A 19,382-nucleotide genomic window follows, 5' to 3' on the forward strand; every position below is an offset into this window, starting at 1 on the left:
GCCGCGCTGCCGCGCCGCAGTTGTCTTCCGTAGGTCCTGCCCTGGTCTGGCGGCAGGCCGACTCTGCAGGGCCGGAGCGCGAGCGCCGCGCGGGGCCCTGGTCGTCGAGGAGGCCGGCCACGGCCGTCACGAGACGTCGGAGCCAACCTGCCCGCCGTACGCTCTCGTCGTGGAGTTCACCGGTTTCCCCGTCGCTGCCCTCGACTTCTACGACGACCTCGAGGTCGACAACACCAAGTCGTTCTGGGACGCCCACAAGGACGTCTATGCCACGCAGGTGAAGGCGCCGATGGTCGCTCTGACGGAGGCGCTGGCGCAGGAGTTCGGGACGGCGAAGGTGTTCCGGCCCTACAGGGACGTCCGGTTCGCGAAGGACAAGACCCCTTACAAGACCCACCAGGGCGCGTTCGTGGCCGTCGGTCCCGCCAGTGGCTGGTACGTCGAGGTGGCGGCGCCCGGCGTTCGGGTGGGCGGCGGCGTCTACGAGGCCAGCGGTGAGCGGCTGGCCGCGATGCGGGAGGCGATGGCCGACGACAAGTCGGGCGTGCGCCTGCAGCGGATCCTGCGCGACCTCGAGCGTGCCGGGTTCGAGATCGCCGGCGAGCGGCTCAAGACCGCGCCACGCGGCTACGAGAAGGACCACCCGCGCATCGACCTGCTGAGGATGAAGACCGTGCTCGGCATGCGCTCCTACGGGTTCGAGCCGTTCGTGCACACCGCCGAGCTGCTCGACCGCGTGCGGGAGGACTGGCGCCGCCTGCGGCCGTTGGTCAACTGGATCGCCGACGCCACCGCCGTGTGACGGTGCCTGCGGTTCGGGATAGTCCCTGCCCAAAAGCACCGCAGAACGCCGGAAATCGGTGCTTTTGGGCAGGGACTATCCCGAACGACGGCCTGCGACCAGCCCCAGTGAGGGGTCAGGCGGAGGTGAAGCTCGCCATCGTGCGGTCGGGCTCCCAGAAGGCCTTCATCGACTTCACACGACCCTCGTCGTCGACGATGTAGACCATGATCAGGTCGGTCGTGGTGTGCGATCCGTCCGGGAAGGACGTCTTGATCCGGCCGATGTTGGCGCAGGTGTTGCTGCCCGGGTTGGCGAACGAGTCGTTGATCTGGAACTCGAACGTCGCGATCGGGGCGATCGCCTTCTCCCAGAAGGCGGAGATCCCGGCGTGGCCGTGGTGGCCCTTGCCGTCGGGGTCGAACATCGACGGACCCACCGGGTCCTCGAGGATCGCGTCCTCGGCATAGACGGTGAGCCACTCGGCCAGGTCGCCCTTGGCGACGGCGGAGTACGAACGCTGCGACGCCGCCCGCGCCGGGTGCGGGTCGTTCGGGGCGTTCCAGACGATGGCGTCGGAGGTGATCATGGCGTCAGCGTAGGACAGAAATAGAACAGGTTCTAGGTCTCGTGCCGCGAGCGTAGTCCCGGGCGTCACCTGTCGTTCACGACGTGCTCACCAGCAGGGGTGATGCTCGGGCCATGGCGAAGAAGCACAAGGCCTGGCTGCACGTCGGCATGCCCGGGGCCGGTGACGTGATCGAGCCGGCGCTGGCCCACCACCACGCGGCGATCGTCGAGCTGGGCGTCGCGTCCCTCGCGCACTCGCCCGCCGAGAGCTTCCGTGCCGCCGTCGAGCTGACCCGCACCCACCAGGACTGGGGGCTCAAGCGTGGCGACGTCGAGGGCCAGTGGGTCCGCCTGGTCCGGCGTGCGGAGAGGGCCCGCGCGGACCTCGTCTTCAGCCAGACCATGCTCGCCGGGGCGAGTCAGGAGCAGATCGCTCTCCTCCTCGACGCTCTCGCCGGCTTCCAGGTCCACGTCGTCGTGACCACCGGGCTCGACGACGAGGCGGCGACCCTGCGGGGGTGGGCGGCCGCGGTCCGCAAGCCGGAGCGGCTCCACGTCGTCGAGACCGACGGCCGGGCGCCCGCCGACGTCTGGAAGGCCTTCGGCAGGTTGGTCGGCTTCGGGACGTCGTCGTTGTCGCTCGAGGTCGTCCCGGCGGCCACCCCCAGTCTGCCCTCGCTGCCGGACGCGCTCCGCGAGGTCGAGCGTCTCGCCCGCCGCAACGCCTCCCTCGAGGTGCGCCTGGAGGAGCTCGACCGCAAGCGCCGCAAGCTCAAGCGCAGGCTCGCGGCCTGACTGTCAGCTGACGCTCACCGTCCGCGTGGCCGAGCTCGCGTCGGCGTACCCGAGCGTCGAGGTCAGCGTGACCCGCCAGGTGCCGCTCGCCTTCGGATAGATCCGGGTCGTGAAGGTCCCGGTCGCGGTCGTGGTGACCGAGGTGACGATGGTGTCGGTGGAGCTGCCGGTGGGGCGGAACACGACCTTGAGCCGCAACCGCGCGCCGGGGGACGTCGCGCCGCCGTAGGTGCGGCTGAGCGTGCCGCTGAGGGTGGTCCACCCGCCTGCGGGCACCGTGGTGGCAGCGGACGTCGCGGTCAACGTCGTGCTCCACTGCCCTGCCGTGACGGTCCCGACGTCCGTCCGTGACGTCGGTAGTCCCGCGGCGCCCGCGAAGACGACGGAGAGGGTGCCGCTGGTGCGCAGCGGGATCGTCGCGGTGTAGCTCCCGGTCGCGGTCGTGCTGGCAGAGCCGATCCGCACGGCCGTGCCGCCGGGTGGTGTCACGAAGACGCTCACCGACTTGCTCGCCAGCGGCGTCACCGCGCCACCCGCGTCGCGGACCAGCGTGCCGGTCACGCGGATGGCGTCGCCGTAGCCGACGTCCGTGCGGTCGACGGCACCCGTCACGCTGGTGGTGGGCAGGTCGACGGTGACCACCCCGGCCGTGGCCGTGGCGGCGACGTACGCCGAGCTCGCAGCCAGGACGACGGTGATCGTGCCGGAGGCTGTGGGCTTCGTCGCCAGCGCGTAGGTGCCGTCGGCGCCCACCTTGGCCGACCCGAGGGCGAGCATTTTCCCGGCGGGCGTCGTCAGCCGGACCGCGAGCGTCGCGCCCGCCGGCACGACCGTCGCGCTGCCGGAGGTGGCCTCGAGCGTGCCGCTGACGGTCACCGCGTCGCCGTAGTAGACACGGTCGTCGCTGGCCTCGGCACTCAGCGCCGTGCTGCACTTCGCCGGCACCGCGACGAGCGAGACCGGGGCCGCCGCAGCGAAGACGGTGCCCGCCTTCGTCGTCCCGCGGTACGTCGTCACGACCGTCGCGGTCTGCGACTGCGTCGCGGTGCCGGTGGCCGTGGTGAGCGGTGCGCCCGCGCTGGTCGGTGCGGTCATCGCTGCCGTCTGGCGGGTGAGCACGGTGGCGAGGCCCTTCACGGGCTGGCCGCTGGCGGTGTCGGTGGCCGTGGCGGTCAGTCCGAAAGGCGCGCCGGTGCAGACGCCGGCGGAGCCGCCGCTGGTGGGGGACTGCCCGGCCGCGCCGAGAGCCACCGAGACCGCGCGGCCCGGCCCGCCGGCGAAGGTGAGGGGGCTGGTGACCGCCTTCTTCGCGCCCGAGGAGTCGGTCAGGGTGACGGTCACGGTCGTCGCGGTGGCTGAGCCGGCGTTGCAGGCGACGTCGGTCTGCAGTGCGGTCGGCGCGCTGAAGGTGCAGTCGGTCCGGGCGGCCTTCCACTGCACGCCGGTGACGGTGCGCCCCGACGGCAGCGAGGGTGCGACGGAGGCCTGGGTCGACAACCCCGGCACCGCCGGGTTGTTGACGGAGATGGTCGCGCCGAGAACCGTCGGCTGCCCGAGCGAGCCGCCACCGGAGCCGTCGCCGCCGCCGATGAGGAAGCGGGAGTCGGCGGCGTTCCAGTGGCCGTCGAGCCAGCTGCCCGGGTCGGGGTAGGTGGAGTAGTAGTCGTCGTTGTTGCAGTCCAGCAGGTACTCGCGCTGGGTCGGGCAGATCTGCTGCATGGCGAAGCCGCCGCCGTCGGCGTAGCACATGGTGTCGGCCTCGTCCCAGCAGTGACCGGCGCGGGTGCCGTGCGGCGCGGTGCTCATGACGCCGCCCATGGTGTGCAGCAGCTCGTGGGCCTCCACGGAGTGCTGGGCGGCGCCGTCACCGAAGCCCCAACAGCCGGCGTCGATGCGGGCGTACTGCGCATAGCTGCCGTTGTTGGGATTGGCCTGCGTCTGGCCGTCGTTGGGATACATCGACGCGACGCCGCACAGGACGGTGGCGTCGGTCCACATCAGGTACTTGCGGGCCGGGTCGGCGTAGCCGAGCGCCTGCACCGCGGTGATCGTGGCGTTGAACGACGACATCGATCCGGCCGGCACGGTGACGTTGAGGACGCGGGCCACGCAGGTGCTGCCGTCGGTGTCGGTCACGTAGCGGACGTGCCGGACGCCGCCGGTGAGGGCGGCGGAGCGGTTGAAGACGTCGTCGACGCCCGCCGCCCACAGCTGGATGCTGGACTGCAGCGCGGCGTAGCGGTTCGTCCGGCCCGCCTCGACGACGTACATCGCCTGGGTGCGGTAGCCGCTCGCTCCGTCGCCGTCGCAGGTCACCGCCGGGCTGGCCGCGGCCGCCTGCGCGGGAGCCGGTACGCCGAGGTCCTCCGCCGCTGCCCAGGCCTCCGCGCCGCCGCCGTCACGGGTGCGCAGCTCGGTGGTGCTGACCGGCTCGGTCGGGTCGACCCCCGGCGGCGGCACGTCCGTGTGCTGGCAGGCGCCGGGCAGCACCCAGGCGAGGGCATCTCCGTCGGGGCAGCGCTCCTCCTGCACGGGCGCGTCGGAGAAGTGCGTGAGGGCCGACGGTACGACGAACGCGAGGCTGAGCGCGATCGCGACGAGGACACGGCGAACTGCCACGGTGTCACCTTCCCTGGCAACGTGGCCTCCGGCGCGTCCTGCGCCGGTGCGCCCCGGTGGGACGCACGGCCGTTGTCCGCCCGATCGGTGGCCCGCCCCGGCGGCTGAGCGGTCAGGCCGAAGTCAGGCGGGGGTCCCAGGGATCAGTGGGGCGCCCAGGCGTCCTCGTCGGCCGTGCGGCTGGTGACGGCCTCGGGGAGCTTGCCATCGGCGAGGGCCTGGATCGAGACGTCCTCGAAGACCTCGCGCAGCGCGCGGCGGGCGGCGATCCACACGTGCTGGAGCACGTCGGCCTGCTCGTTGTAGGCGACCGCCTCGGGGCGCAGCCCGTAGACCGAGACGAGGGGACCGTCGACGGCGCGGATGACGTCGGCGATCGACACCTCGGCGGCGGACCGGGCCATCCGCCAGCCGCCGGACTGGCCGCGCTGGGACATCACGATGCCCGCCCGGCGCAGGTCGGCGAGGATGGCCTGGAGGAAGCCGTGGGGGATGTCCTGGACGCGCCCGAGCTCCTCCGCGCTGACGGCACGCGCGTCGTCTCGAGCGGCCATCACGATGAGCGCCCGCAGGGCGTAGTCGGACTTGGCGGAGACGCGCATGAGTCCAGTCTGTCAGATTGCTCGATCGACTCAGTCGACCTACTCGAAGGCTCCGGGGACGCCGGGGGACGCAGGAACGAGCGGCGACCGTCACTCCCGTTCTGCTTGCAGCCAGCAAGCAGCCTGCGTATCATTAAGTTACTGGCGAGTAAGTCTCGACGAACCCCTATGGAAACGGTGGAAGAAGTGAGCCACTACAAGAGCAACCTGCGCGACATCGAGTTCAACCTCTTCGAGCTCTTCAACGTGCAGGACTACCTCGGCACCGGCCTCTACGAGGAGATGGACGCCGACACCGCGCGCGAGATCCTCTCCGAGGTGGAGCGCCTCGCCCGCGAGGACCTCGCAGCGTCGTACGTCGACGCCGACCGCAACCCCCCGGTCTTCGACCCGGCGACCAACACCGCGCCGGTTCCGGCGTCCTTCAAGAAGTCCTACGACGCCTGGATGGACTCGGGCTTCTGGGGCCTGGGCCTGCCGGAGGAGATCGGCGGCACGACCGCGCCGCCGTCGCTGGTGTGGACCACCGGCGAGATGGTCCTCGGCGCCCAGGCGCCGATCTGGATGTACTGCACCGGCCCGTCCATGGGATCGGTCGTCTTCAAGAACGCCAACGGCGTGGAGCGCGACGTCCGCATCGCCGAGATCATGGTCGAGCGCCAGTGGGGCGCCACCATGGTGCTGACCGAGCCCGACGCGGGCTCCGACGTGGGTGCCGGCAAGACCTTCGCCACGCCCAACGAGGACGGCTCCTGGAACATCTCCGGCGTCAAGCGCTTCATCACCAGCGCTGAGTCGGACCTGCAGGAGAACATCATGCACCTCGTCCTCGCCCGCCCGAAGGGCGTCGAGGGCGTCGGCGGGCCCGGCACCAAGGGCCTCTCGCTCTTCCTCGTGCCGAAGTACCACTTCGACCACCAGAGCGGTGAGCTGACCGGCGAGCGCAACGGCGTCTATGTCACCAACGTCGAGCACAAGATGGGCATCAAGGTGTCCAACACCTGCGAGCTCACCTTCGGCGACTCGCAGGTCGGCGGTGGCGAGGCGGCGCAGGGCTGGCTGCTCGGCGAGGTGCACGACGGCATCCGCCAGATGTTCGACGTCATCGAGAACGCCCGCATGATGGTCGGCACGAAGGCCATCGCGACCCTGTCGACCGGCTACCTCAACGCCCTTGACTACGCCAAGGAGCGGGTCCAGGGCGCCGACCTCACCCAGTCGGGTGACAAGGCCGCGCCGCGCGTCACGATCACGCACCACCCCGACGTGCGCCGCTCGCTGATGACCCAGAAGTCGTTCGCGGAGGCGATGCGCTCGCTGGTCGTCTACACCTCCACCTGGCAGGACCAGGTCCAGATCGCGAAGGCTGCTGGTGAGCGCAACGAGCTCGCCGAGGCCGTCAACGACCTGCTGCTCCCGATCGTGAAGGGCTACGGCTCGGAGCGTTCGTGGGTGCTGCTGGGCACCGAGTCCCTCCAGACCTTCGGTGGCTCGGGCTTCCTGCAGGAGTACCCGATCGAGCAGTACGTCCGCGACGCCAAGATCGACACCCTCTACGAGGGCACCACGGCGATCCAGGGCCAGGACTTCTTCTTCCGCAAGATCGTCAAGGACCAGGGCAAGGCGCTGGGCCACGTCGCCACGGAGATCAAGGCGTTCATCGAGTCGGGGGCCGGCAATGGTCGACTGAAGAACGAGCGCGAGCTCCTCGCCAACGCGCTGGCCGACGCCGAGGCGATCGTCAGCCTGATGATCAACGACCTCATGTCCGCCCAGGACGAGATCAAGAACATCTACAAGGTCGGCCTCAACACCACCCGCGTGCTCAACGCGATCGGTGACGTCGTCTGCGCCTGGCTGCTGCTCCGCGGCGCCGAGGTCGCTCTGGAGAAGCTCGGCGGCGACGCCGGTGCCGACAAGGCCTTCTACGAGGGCAAGGTCGCCGCCGCCCAGTGGTTCGCGCAGCTCAACCTGCCGCGCCTCTCGGCCGAGCTGAAGCTCGCCCAGGGCGTCAACCTCGACGTGATGGAGCTCGACGAGGCCGCGTTCTGATCAGCTGATCAGCCGCACGCCACGACGGCCGCACCGGATCTCCGGTGCGGCCGTCGTGCTGTCCCGGTGGGTCGTCTCAGTGAACCGTCGGCGGCTCACGCCCGCAGCCGGGCGATCTGGGCCAGGGCCCACCACCGGTCCAGGGAGCGGAAGGCGGGCATGTCGAAGTGCGGATACCCGGGCGAGGTCCGGAAGCGGTAGGTGGAGGAGAGGTTGGCGGTGATCACCTGGGGCGGGCGCTCCAGATAGGTGAACGAGTAGGGCCCCACGTCGCTCGACGTCAGCATCGTCACGGCGCCCCGCTGATAGACCAACCGCTCCCGGTCCTCGGAGGCCAGGCCGGCGTACGGGGCGTTGGGGCCGGTCTTGAGCCTGATGTAGTCACGGGTCGAGGGGTAGGAGCCGAGGTGGAGCGTCTTGCGCGCCGAGGCGTACTGGCACTGCAGGTGGCGCTCGTCGGCGGAGCCGGCAGCACGCTGGACCGTGCCGACGGCGGTGACGATCCGCTGAGAGGTGGGCGAGGGGCACGCCTCCGGCAGCAGCACGGGATGCTCCAGCATCCCCGGCACCGTCTTGTCGAGCATCGACTGCAGGAGGGCCGTGAGCGTGTCGTCGTCGGCTTCATGCCAGCTGGAGCTGATGAACACCGTGTAATCGCCGAGGGTCGCCCACGCATCGAGCTGGTAGGAGTCGCGCACGACGAGAGCCCGGTCGCCGACCTTCTCGAGCTCGGTGAGGCGGGCGCCGGTCTCGACGTCGTAATCGACGCTCTCCTCGAAGCCGGGGTCCGGGACGGTGGCGTAGCCGAAGCGGATCAGCGCGAGGGACTCCTCGGGCTCGATCAGCGCGCACTCGAACAGGTGCGTGTCGCTCGGCGCGAGCCCCTGGCTGACATAGGAGATCTCAGGTCGGCCGATGATCTCCGCGCGCTCGTCGTCGGACAGCAGCGAACACGGCTCCACCGCTGCGTGCTCGTCCGGCTCCGGCTCGCTGGTCGCGGCGCCACTCCCGGCCGCTCCCGTCGACGGCATCCGCTGCATCCCGCCGTCCTCGGCTCCGCAGGCGACGAGGGACACAGCGAGCAGCGAGGCGCCGAGGACGGTGCCGGCGCGGGAGATCAGGGTCGTCACGGGCGCTGACTACCCCGATCGGGGGCGTGCCAACCGCGGCTCCCACTAGCATCGGCGGCGTGAGCGACCGAGAACAGCTGGCCGGGTACGTCGACGCGTGGTGGAGCTCCGTGCAGGAGCTCCTCTCACTCCTGGAGGAGCTCGGGCCGGACGACTGGGCCCAGCCCACGGACCTCGCCGGCTGGGACGTCAAGGCGGTCGCCTCCCACACCGCGCACCTCGAGTCCCTCCTCGCGGGCGGACCCGACGAGCAGGCCGACGTCGGCGAGCCGCCGCACGTCACCGGCCCGATGGGACAGTTCACCGAGATCGGGGTCGTCACCCGGCGCGACACCGAGCCGGCCGCCATCATCGAGGAGATCCGCGCGCGCACCGCCGAGCGGCACGCGGCGCTCGTCGCCGACCCGCCCACCGACGCCGCGGCCCCCGCGCCCGGCATCTTCGGGATGATCGGATGGACGACGCAGACCCTGCTGCGCAACCGGCCGCTCGACGTGTGGATGCACGAGCAGGACATCCGGCGTGCCGTCGGCCGGCCCGGCGGCATGGACTCGCCCGGCGCCCGGCACACCGCCGACTACCTCGCGCAGGGGTTCGGGTTCGTCGTCGGCAAGCGCATCGCCCCGCCGGCCGGTACGACGGCCGTCCTCGCCGTCGCCGGCAGCGACCCCGTCGCGGTCGAGATCGGCGACGACGGCCGCGGCCGCCCGTTGGCCGACGTCCCCGCCGATCCCACGGTCCGGCTCGACATGGACCGGGAGTCCTTCATCGTGCTCGCCGGCGGACGGCGCGCGGCCGCCGACGGGGCGATCACGATCTCGGGCGACCAGGGGCTGGGGGCACGCATCGTCACCCAGCTCGCCACCACGCCGTAGCCGCGGCCCACACCCGAGAGGCGCCGATGGAGAAGTGGAGTGTCGCCGACCTTCCCGACCAGACGGGACGGACGGCCGTCGTCACCGGACCCACCCTGGGTGGGCTCGGCCACCACACCGCGCTCGAGCTCGCCCGGAAGGGTGCGCGGGTGGTGCTGGCCGGACGCAACCCGGCCAAGGTGGAGGAGACCGTCGCCGCCATCCGCGGTGACGTGCCAGGAGCCACTCTGGAGGCCCTGCACCTCGACCTCGCCAGCCTTGCCTCCGTGCGTCAGGCGGCGGCGGCTGCGGAGCAGGTCGGCGCGATCGACCTCCTGGTCAACAACGCCGGGGTGATGGGGACGTCGTACTCCCGAACGGCTGACGGGCTCGAGCTGCAGATGGCCACCAACCACTTCGGCCCGTTCCTGCTGACCGGCCTGCTGCTGCCGCAGCTCGCACAGGGTGGTGAGGGACGGGTGGTGACGGTGTCCTCGATCATGCACAACGTGGCCGGCCGGGCGCCGTTGGGCGACCCCCGGGAGCAGACCGGTCGCTATCACAAGTGGCGCGTCTACGGGCAGTCCAAGCTCGCCAACCTCTACTTCACCGCGGAGCTGGACCGTCGGCTCGCGGCGGCCGCGCTCCCGGTGCGCGCCCTGGCGGCGCATCCCGGTTTCGCCGGCACCCATCTCGCGGCCAACGGCCAGTACGGCCGGTCCTCCGGTGGCATCGCGTCGATCCTCGACGGCACGATCCGGGCCGTGTCGCAATCGGCGGCGGCCGGGGCCCTGCCCTCGCTGATGGCAGCGACGGCGGACCTGCCCGGCGGCACCTTCGTCGGTCCCGGAGGGCCAGGACAGTTCTCGGGCAACCCGCGCGTGGTGGGCCGCAGTCGGCTCGCCCGCGACGAGAAGGCCGCTCGAGAGCTCTGGGAGATCAGCGAGAAGGCGACCGACCTGCGCTATCCGTGACCCTCGGCGCACCGGCGGTGTGAGTCGTCGACGCGGGCCGGTCAAGGCCGGGCAATCCTCCGATCGGACCGGAGAAACGGGACGATCGTCCTGACTTTGCGCATGGTCGGTAAAGGATCCCGACATCCGCTTGCCGGCATCCCGCACGCCCCTACCGTGGACGTCAGGAAGTTCCGCGTCGGCGGATCCGGGAGCAGTCCGGTTTCGGAATTGGTGGACGTGGGGGAGCGACGATGGCGCACATCGGAGCGCAGCTGATCAGGGCGGGGAGGATCGACCCCGCCGACCTGACCGCTGCCCTCGACCGGCAACGCCACGAGGGCGGCTACGTCGGCCGGCACCTGATCGAGTCGGGCGCGATCAGCCGCTCGGCCTTCCACGACGCGCTCGCCCGCAGCTGGCACCTCGAGACCCGTGACCTCGTCGTCCGTCCGCCGGACTCCTCCGTCGCCGTGCAGGCCAGCCCCGAGGTCACCGCCGAGCTGGGCTGGGTGGCCTGCGAGATCGCGGCCGACGGAGCGGTGGTCGTCGCGACCGCCGTACGTCCGGCGGAGGAGCTGCTCACCGAGGTCAGCGAGTACTTCCCGGGGCGTCAGATCCGGTTGGTCGCGTGCACCGAGCGCGACCTCGACTGGGCCACGCTGCGCAGCCGGCGCTCGCGGCTCGCGGCCACGGAGCGGCGTGACCGTCGCCGGGACGACGTCGTCGGCCCGGTCCACCACGTGATGACCCTGCTGGGCTCCATCGGCGCGGTCGCGCTCGCCGTGGCCCTGCCGCCGGTCGCGCTCGCCTGGTTGGTCCTCACCGCCGGCGCCCTGTTCGTCGTCGGCGCCGCGCTGCAGTCCGCCCTCGCGATCTCGGCGATCGCCGACGAGCTCGTCCCGGCAGCTGACGGCCCCCGGCCCCTCGGCCCGTGGACGGGCGCGGACCACGCGTTCGGACGCCCGGCGCCGCTCGGTCCCGTGGCGAGCCCCCTGGATGAGGACCTCGACCTGTCCCTGCCGGTCTATTCGGTGCTGGTCCGCCTCTGGGGCGGCGAGAGCTGGCTGCGGATCGTGCTCGATCACCTGCAGATGCTCGACTACCCGCGCGCCCGGCTCGACGCCATCCTGCTGGTCGCCGAGACCGACGCGGTGACCATGGACGCCGTACGTCGGGTCGCACCGCCCGAGTGGGTCCGTGTGGTGCGCCTGCCGGTCGACGACTTCCGCGACCCGGTCGCGGCCAGCGACCACGGCCTCGCGATCGCGCACGGGCGCTACGTCGTCGCCTACGAGCGTGATGCCGCGCCGGTGCCCGACCAGCTGCGCGCTGCCGTGGCCGCCTTCGAGGCGGACCTGCTCGATCTCATCGACCACCGGCCCGACCGGGCACCGCTCGCCGGGCTCCGCGTCGCCCGCCGCTCGGAGGTCGACGCTCCGTCGCTGTTCGGGCGGATGACCGGGGTCGACGACGCCCTGCAGCTCGACAGGTCGACCGGTGGTCGCCCGGGCGCCGTGCTGCCCCTCGACTTCTGCTCCACCCACTTCAACATGCGGCTGCTGCGCCGGCTCGGCGGCTTCGAGGCCGCAACGTGGCAGCTGCCCGAGGCGCAGTCGCCGACGCAGCGCCGCGCTCGCTTCGAGGTGCTCGACTCGACGTCCCTCCGCCCGCGCGCGCCGGGTCCGCTCCACTGGATGCACGAGCGGTCACAGGCGTCGGCGTACACGCAGCTCGCGGGCCTGCGGCAGCTGGCGGCGGCACTGGGACGCCGGCCCGACCGGCCCGGTCTGGGTGAGGCCGTGCTGGGGCTGTCGATGCCGACGATGTTCCTCGCCTATCCCGTGCTCCTGCTGGGCTCGCTGCTCACCGCGACGCTGACCTTCGTCGACGGCGGTGCGCAGGGCGCGGGCCTGCCCCTGGTCGCGCGCGCCGCGTGGCTCGGGGTCGGGGAGACCGCTCTCGTGCTCGGCTCGGCCGCGATGGTCGCGGCGCTGGTGCTCGTCCGGCGTCAGGGCTGGCGCGCAGCGTGTGGCGCCGCGCTGCTCCCGCTGCACTGGCTGTTGCACGCCGGTGCGACATGGTCGGCGTTGCTGGCGCTCGCGACCGGTGCCGGACGGCGGCGCGTCGTCCGCAACCCGGCGTCCTTCCTGGTGTGACGCCGATCCGGCCCCGTCCGGATCAGCGGCGGCTCGTCAGCGGCCGCGGGGACCGTAGACGGCCTCCGCCTTCTTGAACGCCGCCTCGCGGGCCGCGCGGGTGTTGGCAGAGGCGAGCAGGAACGCCTGCTCGATGCGCTCGCGCGCGAACGTACGACGCGGGGACGCGTTCCACGTGCCGTCGAAGAGGCGCTTGGCCGCGGCCAGGGCGTCCGGCGACTTGGCGGTGAGCTCCTCGGCGAGGCGCAGTGCGGCGGCCACCGGGTCGTTGTCGAGTCGAGTGACCAGGCCCAGCTCGTGGGCGCGGGAGCCGTCGATGACCTCGGCCGTCATCGTGAGGAGCTTGGCCTGGTCGATGCCGACGAGCTCCTTGAGCGCCTGCACGCCCGACATGTCGGGGATCAGGCCCCACTTGCCCTCCATCACCGACCAACGCGAGTCCGGGGTGGCGATGCGGAAGTCGGCCGCCAGCGCGATCTGCAGACCGCCGCCGAGACAGTGGCCGTGCACCGCCGCGATCACCGGCACCGGGATCCGCCGGAAGGTCCACGGCGCCTCCTGGAAGGTGTTGGTGCCGCGCCAGGGGCGGGGCACGAACGCCTTGGCGACCCCGGCCGGGTTGCGCAGCACCGACGCGAAGTCGAGACCGGCGCAGAAGGCGTCGCCCTCGCCGCTGACCACCACGGCCCGCAGCGTCTTGTCGCGGCGCAACGCCCGGCCCGTCGCGACGAGGTCCTCGAGGAGATCGAGGGTCAGCGCGTTGAGCTTGTCCGCGCGGTCCAGCCGGACGTGGGCGATGCCGTCGGCGACGGTGCAGGAGACGTGACTCATGACGCTCATGCTACCGGTGGGTAACCGGGTCCGGTGGTGCGATTCACCACGGTATGTGGTCGAGCTGTCACTTCCCGTGTGGAGCTCCGCCCGGGAAGTGGGGGCTCACCCACATACCGTGGTGAATCGGCCCCGGGGCGAGCCCGACGTCAGGCGGCCTCGGCGTACTCCTGCTTCGCCTTGCGCTCCAGCAGCTTCAGCATGACGCGGCGCTTGCGCTTGTCGGCGGTGGTGATCTTGTAGAGGGCGACCAGCTGACTCGGCAGGTTCCGGGCGTTCGTGGTCTCCAGCCAGCCGTTGGGCAAGGACAGGCGGATCACCTTGTGCCAGGCGCTCGCGACCTGCGGGACGAACGGGCGGGTGAGGTAGGTCAGCTCGTACTTCTCGAAGACGGCCTGCACCTTCGGGGCCACCTCGGCGTACCGGTTGCTGGGGAGGTCCGGGAAGAGGTGGTGCTCGATCTGGTGCGACAGGTTGCCGCTCATGATGTGCATGGCGGTCGAGCCGGAGAAGTTGGCGGAGCCGAGCATCTGGCGCAGGTACCACTCGCCGCGGGTCTCGTTCTCGGGGATCGACTTGAGCTCGAAGGTCTCGACGCCCTCGGGGAAGTGACCGCACATGATGACCGAGTGCGACCACACGTTGCGCACCAGGTTGGCGGTGAAGTTGGCCGCCAGGGCAGGGAGGAACGAGCCGGTCGGGATGGCGAGGGCCGGGTTGACGACGTAGTCCTTGGTGGCCTGCTTGCGGATCTTGGTCAGCGTGCCCTTGAGGTTGGCCTTGAACGCCTCGCTGCGCTTCTCCTTCGGGATGCGCAGATTGCGGCCCAGCTCGAGGTCGTAGGCGGCGATGCCGTATTCGAAGAAGCAGGCGTTGATGAAATTCCACACCGGCTGCGCGAGGAAGAACGGGTGCCAGCGCTGCTCCTCGTCGACGCGCATGATGCCGTAGCCGAGGTCGTTGTCCTTGCCGACGATGTTGGTGTGGGCGTGGTGGACCTGGTTGTGCGAGTGCTTCCACGCCTCCGACGGCGTCGCGTTGTCCCACTCCCAGGTGGTCGAGTGGATCTTGGGGTCACGCATCCAGTCCCACTGGCCGTGCATGACGTTGTGGCCGATCTCCATGTTCTCGAGGATCTTGGCGACGCTCAGCCCGACGGTCCCGGCGACCCAGGCCGGCGGGAAGATGCTGGCGAGCAGCAGCGCACGGCTGCCGAGCTCGAGCTTGCGCTGCACGTCGACGACCTTGCGGATGTAGGCCGCGTCGCGCTCACCGCGGGTGTCCAGCACCTCCTGGCGGATGGCGTCGAGCTCGGCGCCGAGCGCCTCGATCTGCTCGGAGGACAGGTGCGCGATCGGGTTGCTGGGCTTCTGGGTGATCGTGGTCATCGTCAGCCTTTCGTTGGGGGAGTCGTGAGGCTCGGTGGGCGCTCAGTGGGTGTCAGTGGGCGATGTGGCAGTCGCCGGCGGCGGCGCTGATGCACGTCTGGATCGGCACGCCGTCGGGGTGCGTCTCGCCGGGGACGGCGACGGTGATCTCGCCGTTGCGCAGGTCGCGCACGGCGCCGGACTTCATCGGCAGGACGCAGCCCATGCAGATGCCGATCCGGCAGCCGCTCGGCATGAGGACGCCGGCCGACTCGGCGGCGTCGAGGATCGGGGTGGCGCCGTCGACCTCGAGGGTCGTGGCGGACGGGCCGGTGAAGGCGATCGTGCCGCCCTCGGCGCCGGCGGCGTCGGTGGCGACGACGGTCGGGCGGAAGCGCTCGGTGTGCAGCGTCAGCCGGCGCTCGTCATAGAACGCCTCGAGAGTGTCGAGCAGGCCCGCCGGGCCGCAGGCGTACGCCGCCCGCTCGGCCAGGTCCGGGACCTCGGCCTCGAGGTCGGCGGTGGTCAGCAGGCCGTCGGTGTCGGTGTGTCGCTCGATGAGGCGCAGGCGGCCGGCATCGGCGTGGGCGCGCAGCTCGGCGCCGAAGATGACCTCGTCGCGCTTCATGGCGGAGTGGACCAGCACGATGTCGTAGGCCGCGCGGGCCTCGGCCTCGTTGCGGGAGTAGAGGTTGCGCAGCATGCCGATGACCGGCGTGATGCCGGAGCCGGCGGTGACGAGCAGCAGCTTCTGTTGCGCGCCGGGAGCCGGCGGGGTCAGGACGAAGTCGCCCTCGGCCTGCGCGAGCTGCAGCATCTGGCCGACCTTCGCTGTGCGGACGAGGTGCTGCGAGACGGCGCCGCCCGGGATCGCCTTGACGGTGATCGAGATGCGGCCGTCGGGGCGTGGACCGTGGGTCAGCGAGTAGGTGCGCCACAGGCGGACGCCGTCGACGTCGACGCCGACGCGGACGTACTGGCCCGGGATGTGTCCGGCCCAGTCGCGGCCCGGCTTGATGACGATGGTCGCGGCGTCGGTGGTCTCGGAGTCGACCGCGACGATGCGACCCTGGAGGCCGGTTGCGGCGGGACGTAGCGGCGCGAAGTGGTCGAGGAGGTCGTCGACGCTCAGGGGCGTGACGGCCGCGTCGAGGAACGAGCGCAGGCCGGACCGGAGTCGGCGGGCGCCGGTGGTCTCGGCGGGTGCGGTGCTGATGCTCACGGTATCGAGCATTCCAGTGACACCGTCTAAACTCATGACCGTCACTGGTGAATCCAACGATCTATTTTGTTCGGAGAGAACAAAGGAGTGCCCGATGGTCCGAAGGATGCTGCGGCGCGAGCGTCCCGACGCGCTGCTGCCGCACGTCACCGTGCTGGCCATCCGGGCCGAGCTGCCGACGGTGGCCGACGACGTCGTCGCCACCATCATCCGCGAGGTGCCGGCCTATGAGGACGCCTTCGGCGGCCCGATGGGCGAGACCATCCGCACCGCCGTGCAGATCGCGCTCGGCGGCTTCCTGTCCCTCATCAGTGACCGGACCGGTCCCGACGCCCTCGCGCCGCAGTCCTCCGCGGTCGACGGCGCCTATCAGCTCGGACGCGGCGAGGCCCGCAGTGGCCGCACGAGCGACGCACTGCTCTCCGCCTACCGGATCGGCGCCCGTGTGTCCTGGCAGCACCTCTCCACCCAGGCCGTCGCCCAGGGCATCGAGCCCGCCACCATCGCGTCGTTCGCCGAGCTCGTCTTCGCCTACATCGACGAGCTGTCGGCCGCCAGCGTCGCCGGCCATCGCGACGAGTCCGCCACCGAGGTGAGGATCCGGCAGCGCATGCTCGAGCGGCTGGGCCGTCACCTCGTGACCGGCGCTCCGGAAGCAACGGTGCTCGCGTCCGCCGAGCGCGCCGAGTGGTCGCTGCCGACCACGCTCACCGTCGTCGTCGCGCCCGACGCCCAGGTCGGCACCCTCCTGCAGTCGCTGCGACGCGCGCTGCCCGTGCCCGACCTCCCCGATCTCGAGGGCGCCGCGCTCATCCTCGTCCCGGACGTCCACGGGAAGCGGCGGGCCACCGTCCTGCGCGCGGTCGCCGGCCGCGACTGCCTCGTCGGGCCGGCCCGTCCGTGGCAGGAGGTCCGGGCGTCGTACGACCGGGTCATGCGGGCCCGCGAGCTCGGCCTCGTCGGCGACACCGAGACCCACCTGCCGCGCCTGGTCCTCACCGCCGACGACGGCGCACTCGCCGACCTGCGGGCGCGGGTCCTCGCCCCGCTCGACGACGTGCGGCCGGCCACGGCGGCGAAGCTGCGCGAGACCCTGCGCGCCTGGCTGCTCCACCAGGGCCGGCGCGAGGAGGTGGCTGCAGCGCTCTTCGTGCACCCGCAGACGATCCGCTATCGGATGGGCCAGGTGCGCGAGCTCTTCGGGGAGGCGCTCGAGGACCCGGAGACGGTGCTCGCCCTGACCATCGCCCTCGGCGTCGAGGAGAGCTCGGGATGATGGCCGGGCGAGCCGTCGCCGTCGCAGTGACCGCCGCCGCCGCCGCGCTGCTGCTCGGCGGCTGCTCGGCGTCGGGAGGGGGCGGGGCCGACAGGACCGCGTCGCCCTCGGCGACCACTGCCGGTCCGTCGGAGGGGGTGACCGGTTCCCGGCTGCGCTACGTCGCCCTCGGCGACTCCTACACCGCCGCGCCCGGCGTCGGTGAGCCCGTCGGGCGCTCCCTGTGCCTGCGCACGGACGCCAACTATCCCCACCTGCTGGCCCGGCGCCTCGACCTCGACCTGGTCGACGTCAGCTGCTCGGGCGCGACCAGCGACGACCTGACCTCCGCCCAGGGGGGCCGCGAGCGGGGGACCGCGCCGCAGCTCGACGCCCTCGGTCCCGTGGTCGACCTCGTGACCTTGAGCATCGGCGCCAACGACGGCGGGCTCTTCGGCGACCTGGTCAGCAGCTGCGCAGGCCTGCCCGGTCTGCCCACCGGCCAGGCCTGCTCGGCGACCGGACGGTTCGCGGACGGCCGGTTGAGCGACGAGCTCGCTGCGTTGGCCCGTCGTACGACACGATCCGTCGACCTCGTGCGCGACCGCGCGCCCCGGGCGCGAGTGGTGGTCGTCGGCTACCCGCGGATCGTCCCGTCCGGCCGGTCGTGCGACGCTCTGCCGATCGCCGCGGCCGACCTCGCCTTCGCCCACGGGCTCAACCGCCGCATCGTCGAGGCCGTACGACGCGGCGCGCTGCGGTCGGGCGTCGACTACGTCGACATGTGGGCCGCCAGTCGCGGGCACGACGCCTGCGCGATCGACCCGTGGATCGCCGGCCTGCAGCCCACCGGGCCGGGCCTGCCGCTGCACCCCTATGCCGATCACCAGGAGGCGGTCGCGGACGAGCTCGAGGCGCTGCTCGCGCCCTGAGTCCGCCGGCACTCAGCGGGCGGCCGCTGCGGCACAGCCGATGCAGGTGCGCGCGCTCGGGCGGGCTTCGAGGCGGGCCGTGGCGATCGACTGCCCGCACCCCTCGCACACGCCGTAGGTGCCGTTGGCGACCCGGGCCAGCGCCGCGTCGATCTCGTCCAGGTGCCGGCGTGCCTGGCGGATGAGCGCGTCGGTCTGCGAGCGCTCGAACGCGATGGTCGCGCCCTCCGGGTCGTGCTCGTCGTCGGCGTTGGTGTCGCGCGAGGCGGCCACGACGGACGCGAAGTCGTCGGTCAGGTCGGCGAGACGGCGCAGGGTCCGGGCGCGCTCCTCCTCCAGCCGGCTCCTCGGGTCCATGGCAGCCATGGTGCCGGGTTGCGCCGACAGTCGCCGGGAGTCGCCGGGAGTCGCCGGGAGTCGCCGGGAGTCGTCGGGAGTCGCCGGGAATCGGTGGGGCCGCCGGCGAGGCTGGCGTGCACCGACCTGGGTACGGCCAGACCATGAGCGAGACACCTGCCGAGGACCGGCCCGCGGACACCAGCACCGAGCCGGGCTACGACGAGCGTGACGCCGAGCGGGTCGCGGAACGCTCCGAGCTGCTGCCCGAGGAGCAGGAGGTCGGCAGCGCCGACCCGGAGGCCCAGGCGGAGGCGATCCTCGAGGAGTCCGACGACCGGGTCGAGCACCCCGAGGAGACCAGGCTCGAGAGCACCCAGACGCCCGACCCCGCCGACGACTGACCCAGCCCGGCCCAGACCGGCCCAGCCCAGCCAGCAGGGCCGGTCGGCCCCGCCGCTCAGCCGGCGAGGAAGCTGAAGCGGACCTCGCGGACCTCGTTGTCGATGTTGAGGTCGACGAGGCAGATGCTCTGCCAGGTGCCCAGGGCCAGGCGACCGTCGAGCACCGGCACCGTCGCGTACGGCGGGACGAGGGCAGGCATCACGTGGGACCGGCCGTGCCCGGGGCTGCCGTGGCGGTGTCGCCACCGGTCGTCGGCCGGGAGCAGGTCGGCGAGCGCGGCGAGCAGGTCGTCGTCGCTCCCGGCGCCGGTCTCCAGGATCGCGATCCCGGCGGTGGCGTGGGGGACGAAGACGTGCAGGAGGCCGTCGCCGCGACCAGCGGCGTAGGACTCGCAGTCGCGGGTCAGGTCGAGGACCGCTTCACGGTCGCCGGTGCGGTAGGTGCGCGTCTCGCTGTCCACACCGTTCATCCTGCCCCGGCGCGGTAGTCCCGGGTCAAAAGCACCAATTCCGGGCGAAT

Annotated in this window: 18 protein-coding genes; 9 read left to right on the forward strand and 9 right to left on the reverse strand. The window is 71.8% G+C overall.

Annotation, left to right across the window (positions count from 1 at the left end; all coding sequences use genetic code 11):
* The first annotated feature begins 169 nt into the window (after positions 1 to 169).
* Positions 170 to 802, forward strand: coding sequence for a DUF2461 domain-containing protein (locus tag E9934_RS15185; protein WP_136563747.1), 633 nt, complete (start codon positions 170 to 172; stop codon positions 800 to 802).
* A 115-nt stretch (positions 803 to 917) separates the two neighbouring features.
* Here E9934_RS15185 and E9934_RS15190 read toward each other — a convergent pair whose 3' ends face one another.
* Positions 918 to 1,370 (reverse strand): nuclear transport factor 2 family protein, encoded by a 453-nt coding sequence (locus E9934_RS15190; protein ID WP_136563748.1) that lies wholly within the window; start codon positions 1,368 to 1,370, stop codon positions 918 to 920.
* A gap of 113 nt (positions 1,371 to 1,483) precedes the next feature.
* Here E9934_RS15190 and E9934_RS15195 point away from each other — a divergent pair, with 113 nt between their 5' ends.
* Positions 1,484 to 2,146, forward strand: a complete 663-nt coding sequence (locus E9934_RS15195; protein WP_136563749.1) for a hypothetical protein — start codon at positions 1,484 to 1,486, stop codon at positions 2,144 to 2,146.
* Between the two features lie 3 nt (positions 2,147 to 2,149).
* Here E9934_RS15195 and E9934_RS15200 read toward each other — a convergent pair whose 3' ends face one another.
* Together E9934_RS15200 and E9934_RS15205 are read right to left on the reverse strand one after the other, a co-directional pair.
* Positions 2,150 to 4,765, reverse strand: a complete 2,616-nt coding sequence (locus tag E9934_RS15200) for a hypothetical protein (protein ID WP_136563750.1) — start codon at positions 4,763 to 4,765, stop codon at positions 2,150 to 2,152.
* A gap of 143 nt (positions 4,766 to 4,908) precedes the next feature.
* On the reverse strand, positions 4,909 to 5,367 hold the full coding sequence (locus tag E9934_RS15205) for an RrF2 family transcriptional regulator (protein ID WP_136563751.1): 459 nt from the start codon (positions 5,365 to 5,367) through the stop codon (positions 4,909 to 4,911).
* A 186-nt stretch (positions 5,368 to 5,553) separates the two neighbouring features.
* Between E9934_RS15205 and E9934_RS15210 the strand changes: the two genes are divergently transcribed.
* Complete coding sequence (locus E9934_RS15210) at positions 5,554 to 7,419, forward strand: acyl-CoA dehydrogenase (RefSeq protein ID WP_136563752.1); 1,866 nt, start codon at positions 5,554 to 5,556, stop codon at positions 7,417 to 7,419.
* A gap of 95 nt (positions 7,420 to 7,514) precedes the next feature.
* Here the strand turns inward: E9934_RS15210 and E9934_RS15215 are convergent, their stop codons facing one another.
* Positions 7,515 to 8,549: a DUF3558 domain-containing protein gene (locus tag E9934_RS15215; RefSeq protein ID WP_136563753.1), complete on the reverse strand. Its 1,035-nt coding sequence runs from the start codon at positions 8,547 to 8,549 to the stop codon at positions 7,515 to 7,517.
* A gap of 59 nt (positions 8,550 to 8,608) precedes the next feature.
* On the opposite strand from E9934_RS15215, the gene E9934_RS15220 reads away from it, so the two are divergent.
* From E9934_RS15220 to E9934_RS15230, 3 genes are all read left to right on the forward strand, one after another.
* Positions 8,609 to 9,424, forward strand: coding sequence for a maleylpyruvate isomerase family mycothiol-dependent enzyme (locus E9934_RS15220; protein WP_136563754.1), 816 nt, complete (start codon positions 8,609 to 8,611; stop codon positions 9,422 to 9,424).
* Between the two features lie 26 nt (positions 9,425 to 9,450).
* Positions 9,451 to 10,377: an oxidoreductase gene (locus E9934_RS15225; RefSeq protein WP_136563755.1), complete on the forward strand. Its 927-nt coding sequence runs from the start codon at positions 9,451 to 9,453 to the stop codon at positions 10,375 to 10,377.
* Positions 10,378 to 10,610: 233 nt separating this feature from the next.
* Positions 10,611 to 12,515, forward strand: a complete 1,905-nt coding sequence (locus E9934_RS15230) for a glycosyltransferase family protein (protein ID WP_136563756.1) — start codon at positions 10,611 to 10,613, stop codon at positions 12,513 to 12,515.
* A gap of 36 nt (positions 12,516 to 12,551) precedes the next feature.
* Here the strand turns inward: E9934_RS15230 and E9934_RS15235 are convergent, their stop codons facing one another.
* The 3 genes from E9934_RS15235 to E9934_RS15245 all read right to left on the reverse strand — a co-directional run bounded on the left by E9934_RS15235 (position 12,552) and on the right by E9934_RS15245 (position 15,935).
* Positions 12,552 to 13,346: a crotonase/enoyl-CoA hydratase family protein gene (locus tag E9934_RS15235; protein ID WP_136563757.1), complete on the reverse strand. Its 795-nt coding sequence runs from the start codon at positions 13,344 to 13,346 to the stop codon at positions 12,552 to 12,554.
* A 149-nt stretch (positions 13,347 to 13,495) separates the two neighbouring features.
* On the reverse strand, positions 13,496 to 14,734 hold the full coding sequence (locus E9934_RS15240; protein ID WP_136563758.1) for a fatty acid desaturase family protein: 1,239 nt from the start codon (positions 14,732 to 14,734) through the stop codon (positions 13,496 to 13,498).
* A gap of 52 nt (positions 14,735 to 14,786) precedes the next feature.
* On the reverse strand, positions 14,787 to 15,935 hold the full coding sequence (locus E9934_RS15245) for a ferredoxin reductase (protein ID WP_238694990.1): 1,149 nt from the start codon (positions 15,933 to 15,935) through the stop codon (positions 14,787 to 14,789).
* 94 nt (positions 15,936 to 16,029) lie between these two features.
* Here E9934_RS15245 and E9934_RS15250 point away from each other — a divergent pair, with 94 nt between their 5' ends.
* A complete protein-coding gene (locus tag E9934_RS15250) occupies positions 16,030 to 17,211 on the forward strand; it encodes a PucR family transcriptional regulator (protein ID WP_136563760.1) in 1,182 nt (393 codons plus the stop codon).
* Positions 17,208 to 18,122 carry an SGNH/GDSL hydrolase family protein gene (locus E9934_RS15255; protein WP_136563761.1) on the forward strand — a complete coding sequence of 305 codons (915 nt, stop codon included), beginning with the start codon at positions 17,208 to 17,210 and terminating at the stop codon, positions 18,120 to 18,122. The genes E9934_RS15250 and E9934_RS15255 overlap by 4 nt, the downstream gene beginning before the upstream one ends.
* A gap of 12 nt (positions 18,123 to 18,134) precedes the next feature.
* On the opposite strand, the gene E9934_RS15260 is transcribed toward E9934_RS15255, so the two are convergent.
* Positions 18,135 to 18,479, reverse strand: a complete 345-nt coding sequence (locus E9934_RS15260) for a TraR/DksA family transcriptional regulator (protein ID WP_202977336.1) — start codon at positions 18,477 to 18,479, stop codon at positions 18,135 to 18,137.
* A gap of 143 nt (positions 18,480 to 18,622) precedes the next feature.
* On the opposite strand from E9934_RS15260, the gene E9934_RS15265 reads away from it, so the two are divergent.
* Positions 18,623 to 18,862 carry a hypothetical protein gene (locus tag E9934_RS15265; protein ID WP_136563763.1) on the forward strand — a complete coding sequence of 80 codons (240 nt, stop codon included), beginning with the start codon at positions 18,623 to 18,625 and terminating at the stop codon, positions 18,860 to 18,862.
* A gap of 56 nt (positions 18,863 to 18,918) precedes the next feature.
* On the opposite strand, the gene E9934_RS15270 is transcribed toward E9934_RS15265, so the two are convergent.
* Complete coding sequence (locus E9934_RS15270) at positions 18,919 to 19,323, reverse strand: secondary thiamine-phosphate synthase enzyme YjbQ (RefSeq protein ID WP_238694991.1); 405 nt, start codon at positions 19,321 to 19,323, stop codon at positions 18,919 to 18,921.
* Positions 19,324 to 19,382: the final 59 nt, after the last annotated feature.

It is taken from the genome of Nocardioides caeni (assembly GCF_004912195.1).
Lineage (GTDB): Bacteria > Actinomycetota > Actinomycetes > Propionibacteriales > Nocardioidaceae > Nocardioides > Nocardioides caeni.

Bases quoted from the DNA above. Each gene is read 5' to 3' on its own strand.
- E9934_RS15190 (WP_136563748.1), bottom strand. From the start codon at position 1,370: ATGATCACCTCCGACGCCATCGTCTGGAACGCCCCGAACGACCCGCAC.
- E9934_RS15195 (WP_136563749.1), top strand. From the start codon at position 1,484: ATGGCGAAGAAGCACAAGGCCTGGCTGCACGTCGGCATGCCCGGGGCC.
- E9934_RS15205 (WP_136563751.1), bottom strand. From the start codon at position 5,367: ATGCGCGTCTCCGCCAAGTCCGACTACGCCCTGCGGGCGCTCATCGTG.
- E9934_RS15225 (WP_136563755.1), top strand. From the start codon at position 9,451: ATGGAGAAGTGGAGTGTCGCCGACCTTCCCGACCAGACGGGACGGACG.
- E9934_RS15230 (WP_136563756.1), top strand. From the start codon at position 10,611: ATGGCGCACATCGGAGCGCAGCTGATCAGGGCGGGGAGGATCGACCCC.
- E9934_RS15235 (WP_136563757.1), bottom strand. From the start codon at position 13,346: ATGAGTCACGTCTCCTGCACCGTCGCCGACGGCATCGCCCACGTCCGG.
- E9934_RS15240 (WP_136563758.1), bottom strand. From the start codon at position 14,734: ATGACCACGATCACCCAGAAGCCCAGCAACCCGATCGCGCACCTGTCC.
- E9934_RS15250 (WP_136563760.1), top strand. From the start codon at position 16,030: ATGGTCCGAAGGATGCTGCGGCGCGAGCGTCCCGACGCGCTGCTGCCG.
- E9934_RS15255 (WP_136563761.1), top strand. From the start codon at position 17,208: ATGATGGCCGGGCGAGCCGTCGCCGTCGCAGTGACCGCCGCCGCCGCC.
- E9934_RS15260 (WP_202977336.1), bottom strand. From the start codon at position 18,479: ATGGACCCGAGGAGCCGGCTGGAGGAGGAGCGCGCCCGGACCCTGCGC.
- E9934_RS15265 (WP_136563763.1), top strand. From the start codon at position 18,623: ATGAGCGAGACACCTGCCGAGGACCGGCCCGCGGACACCAGCACCGAG.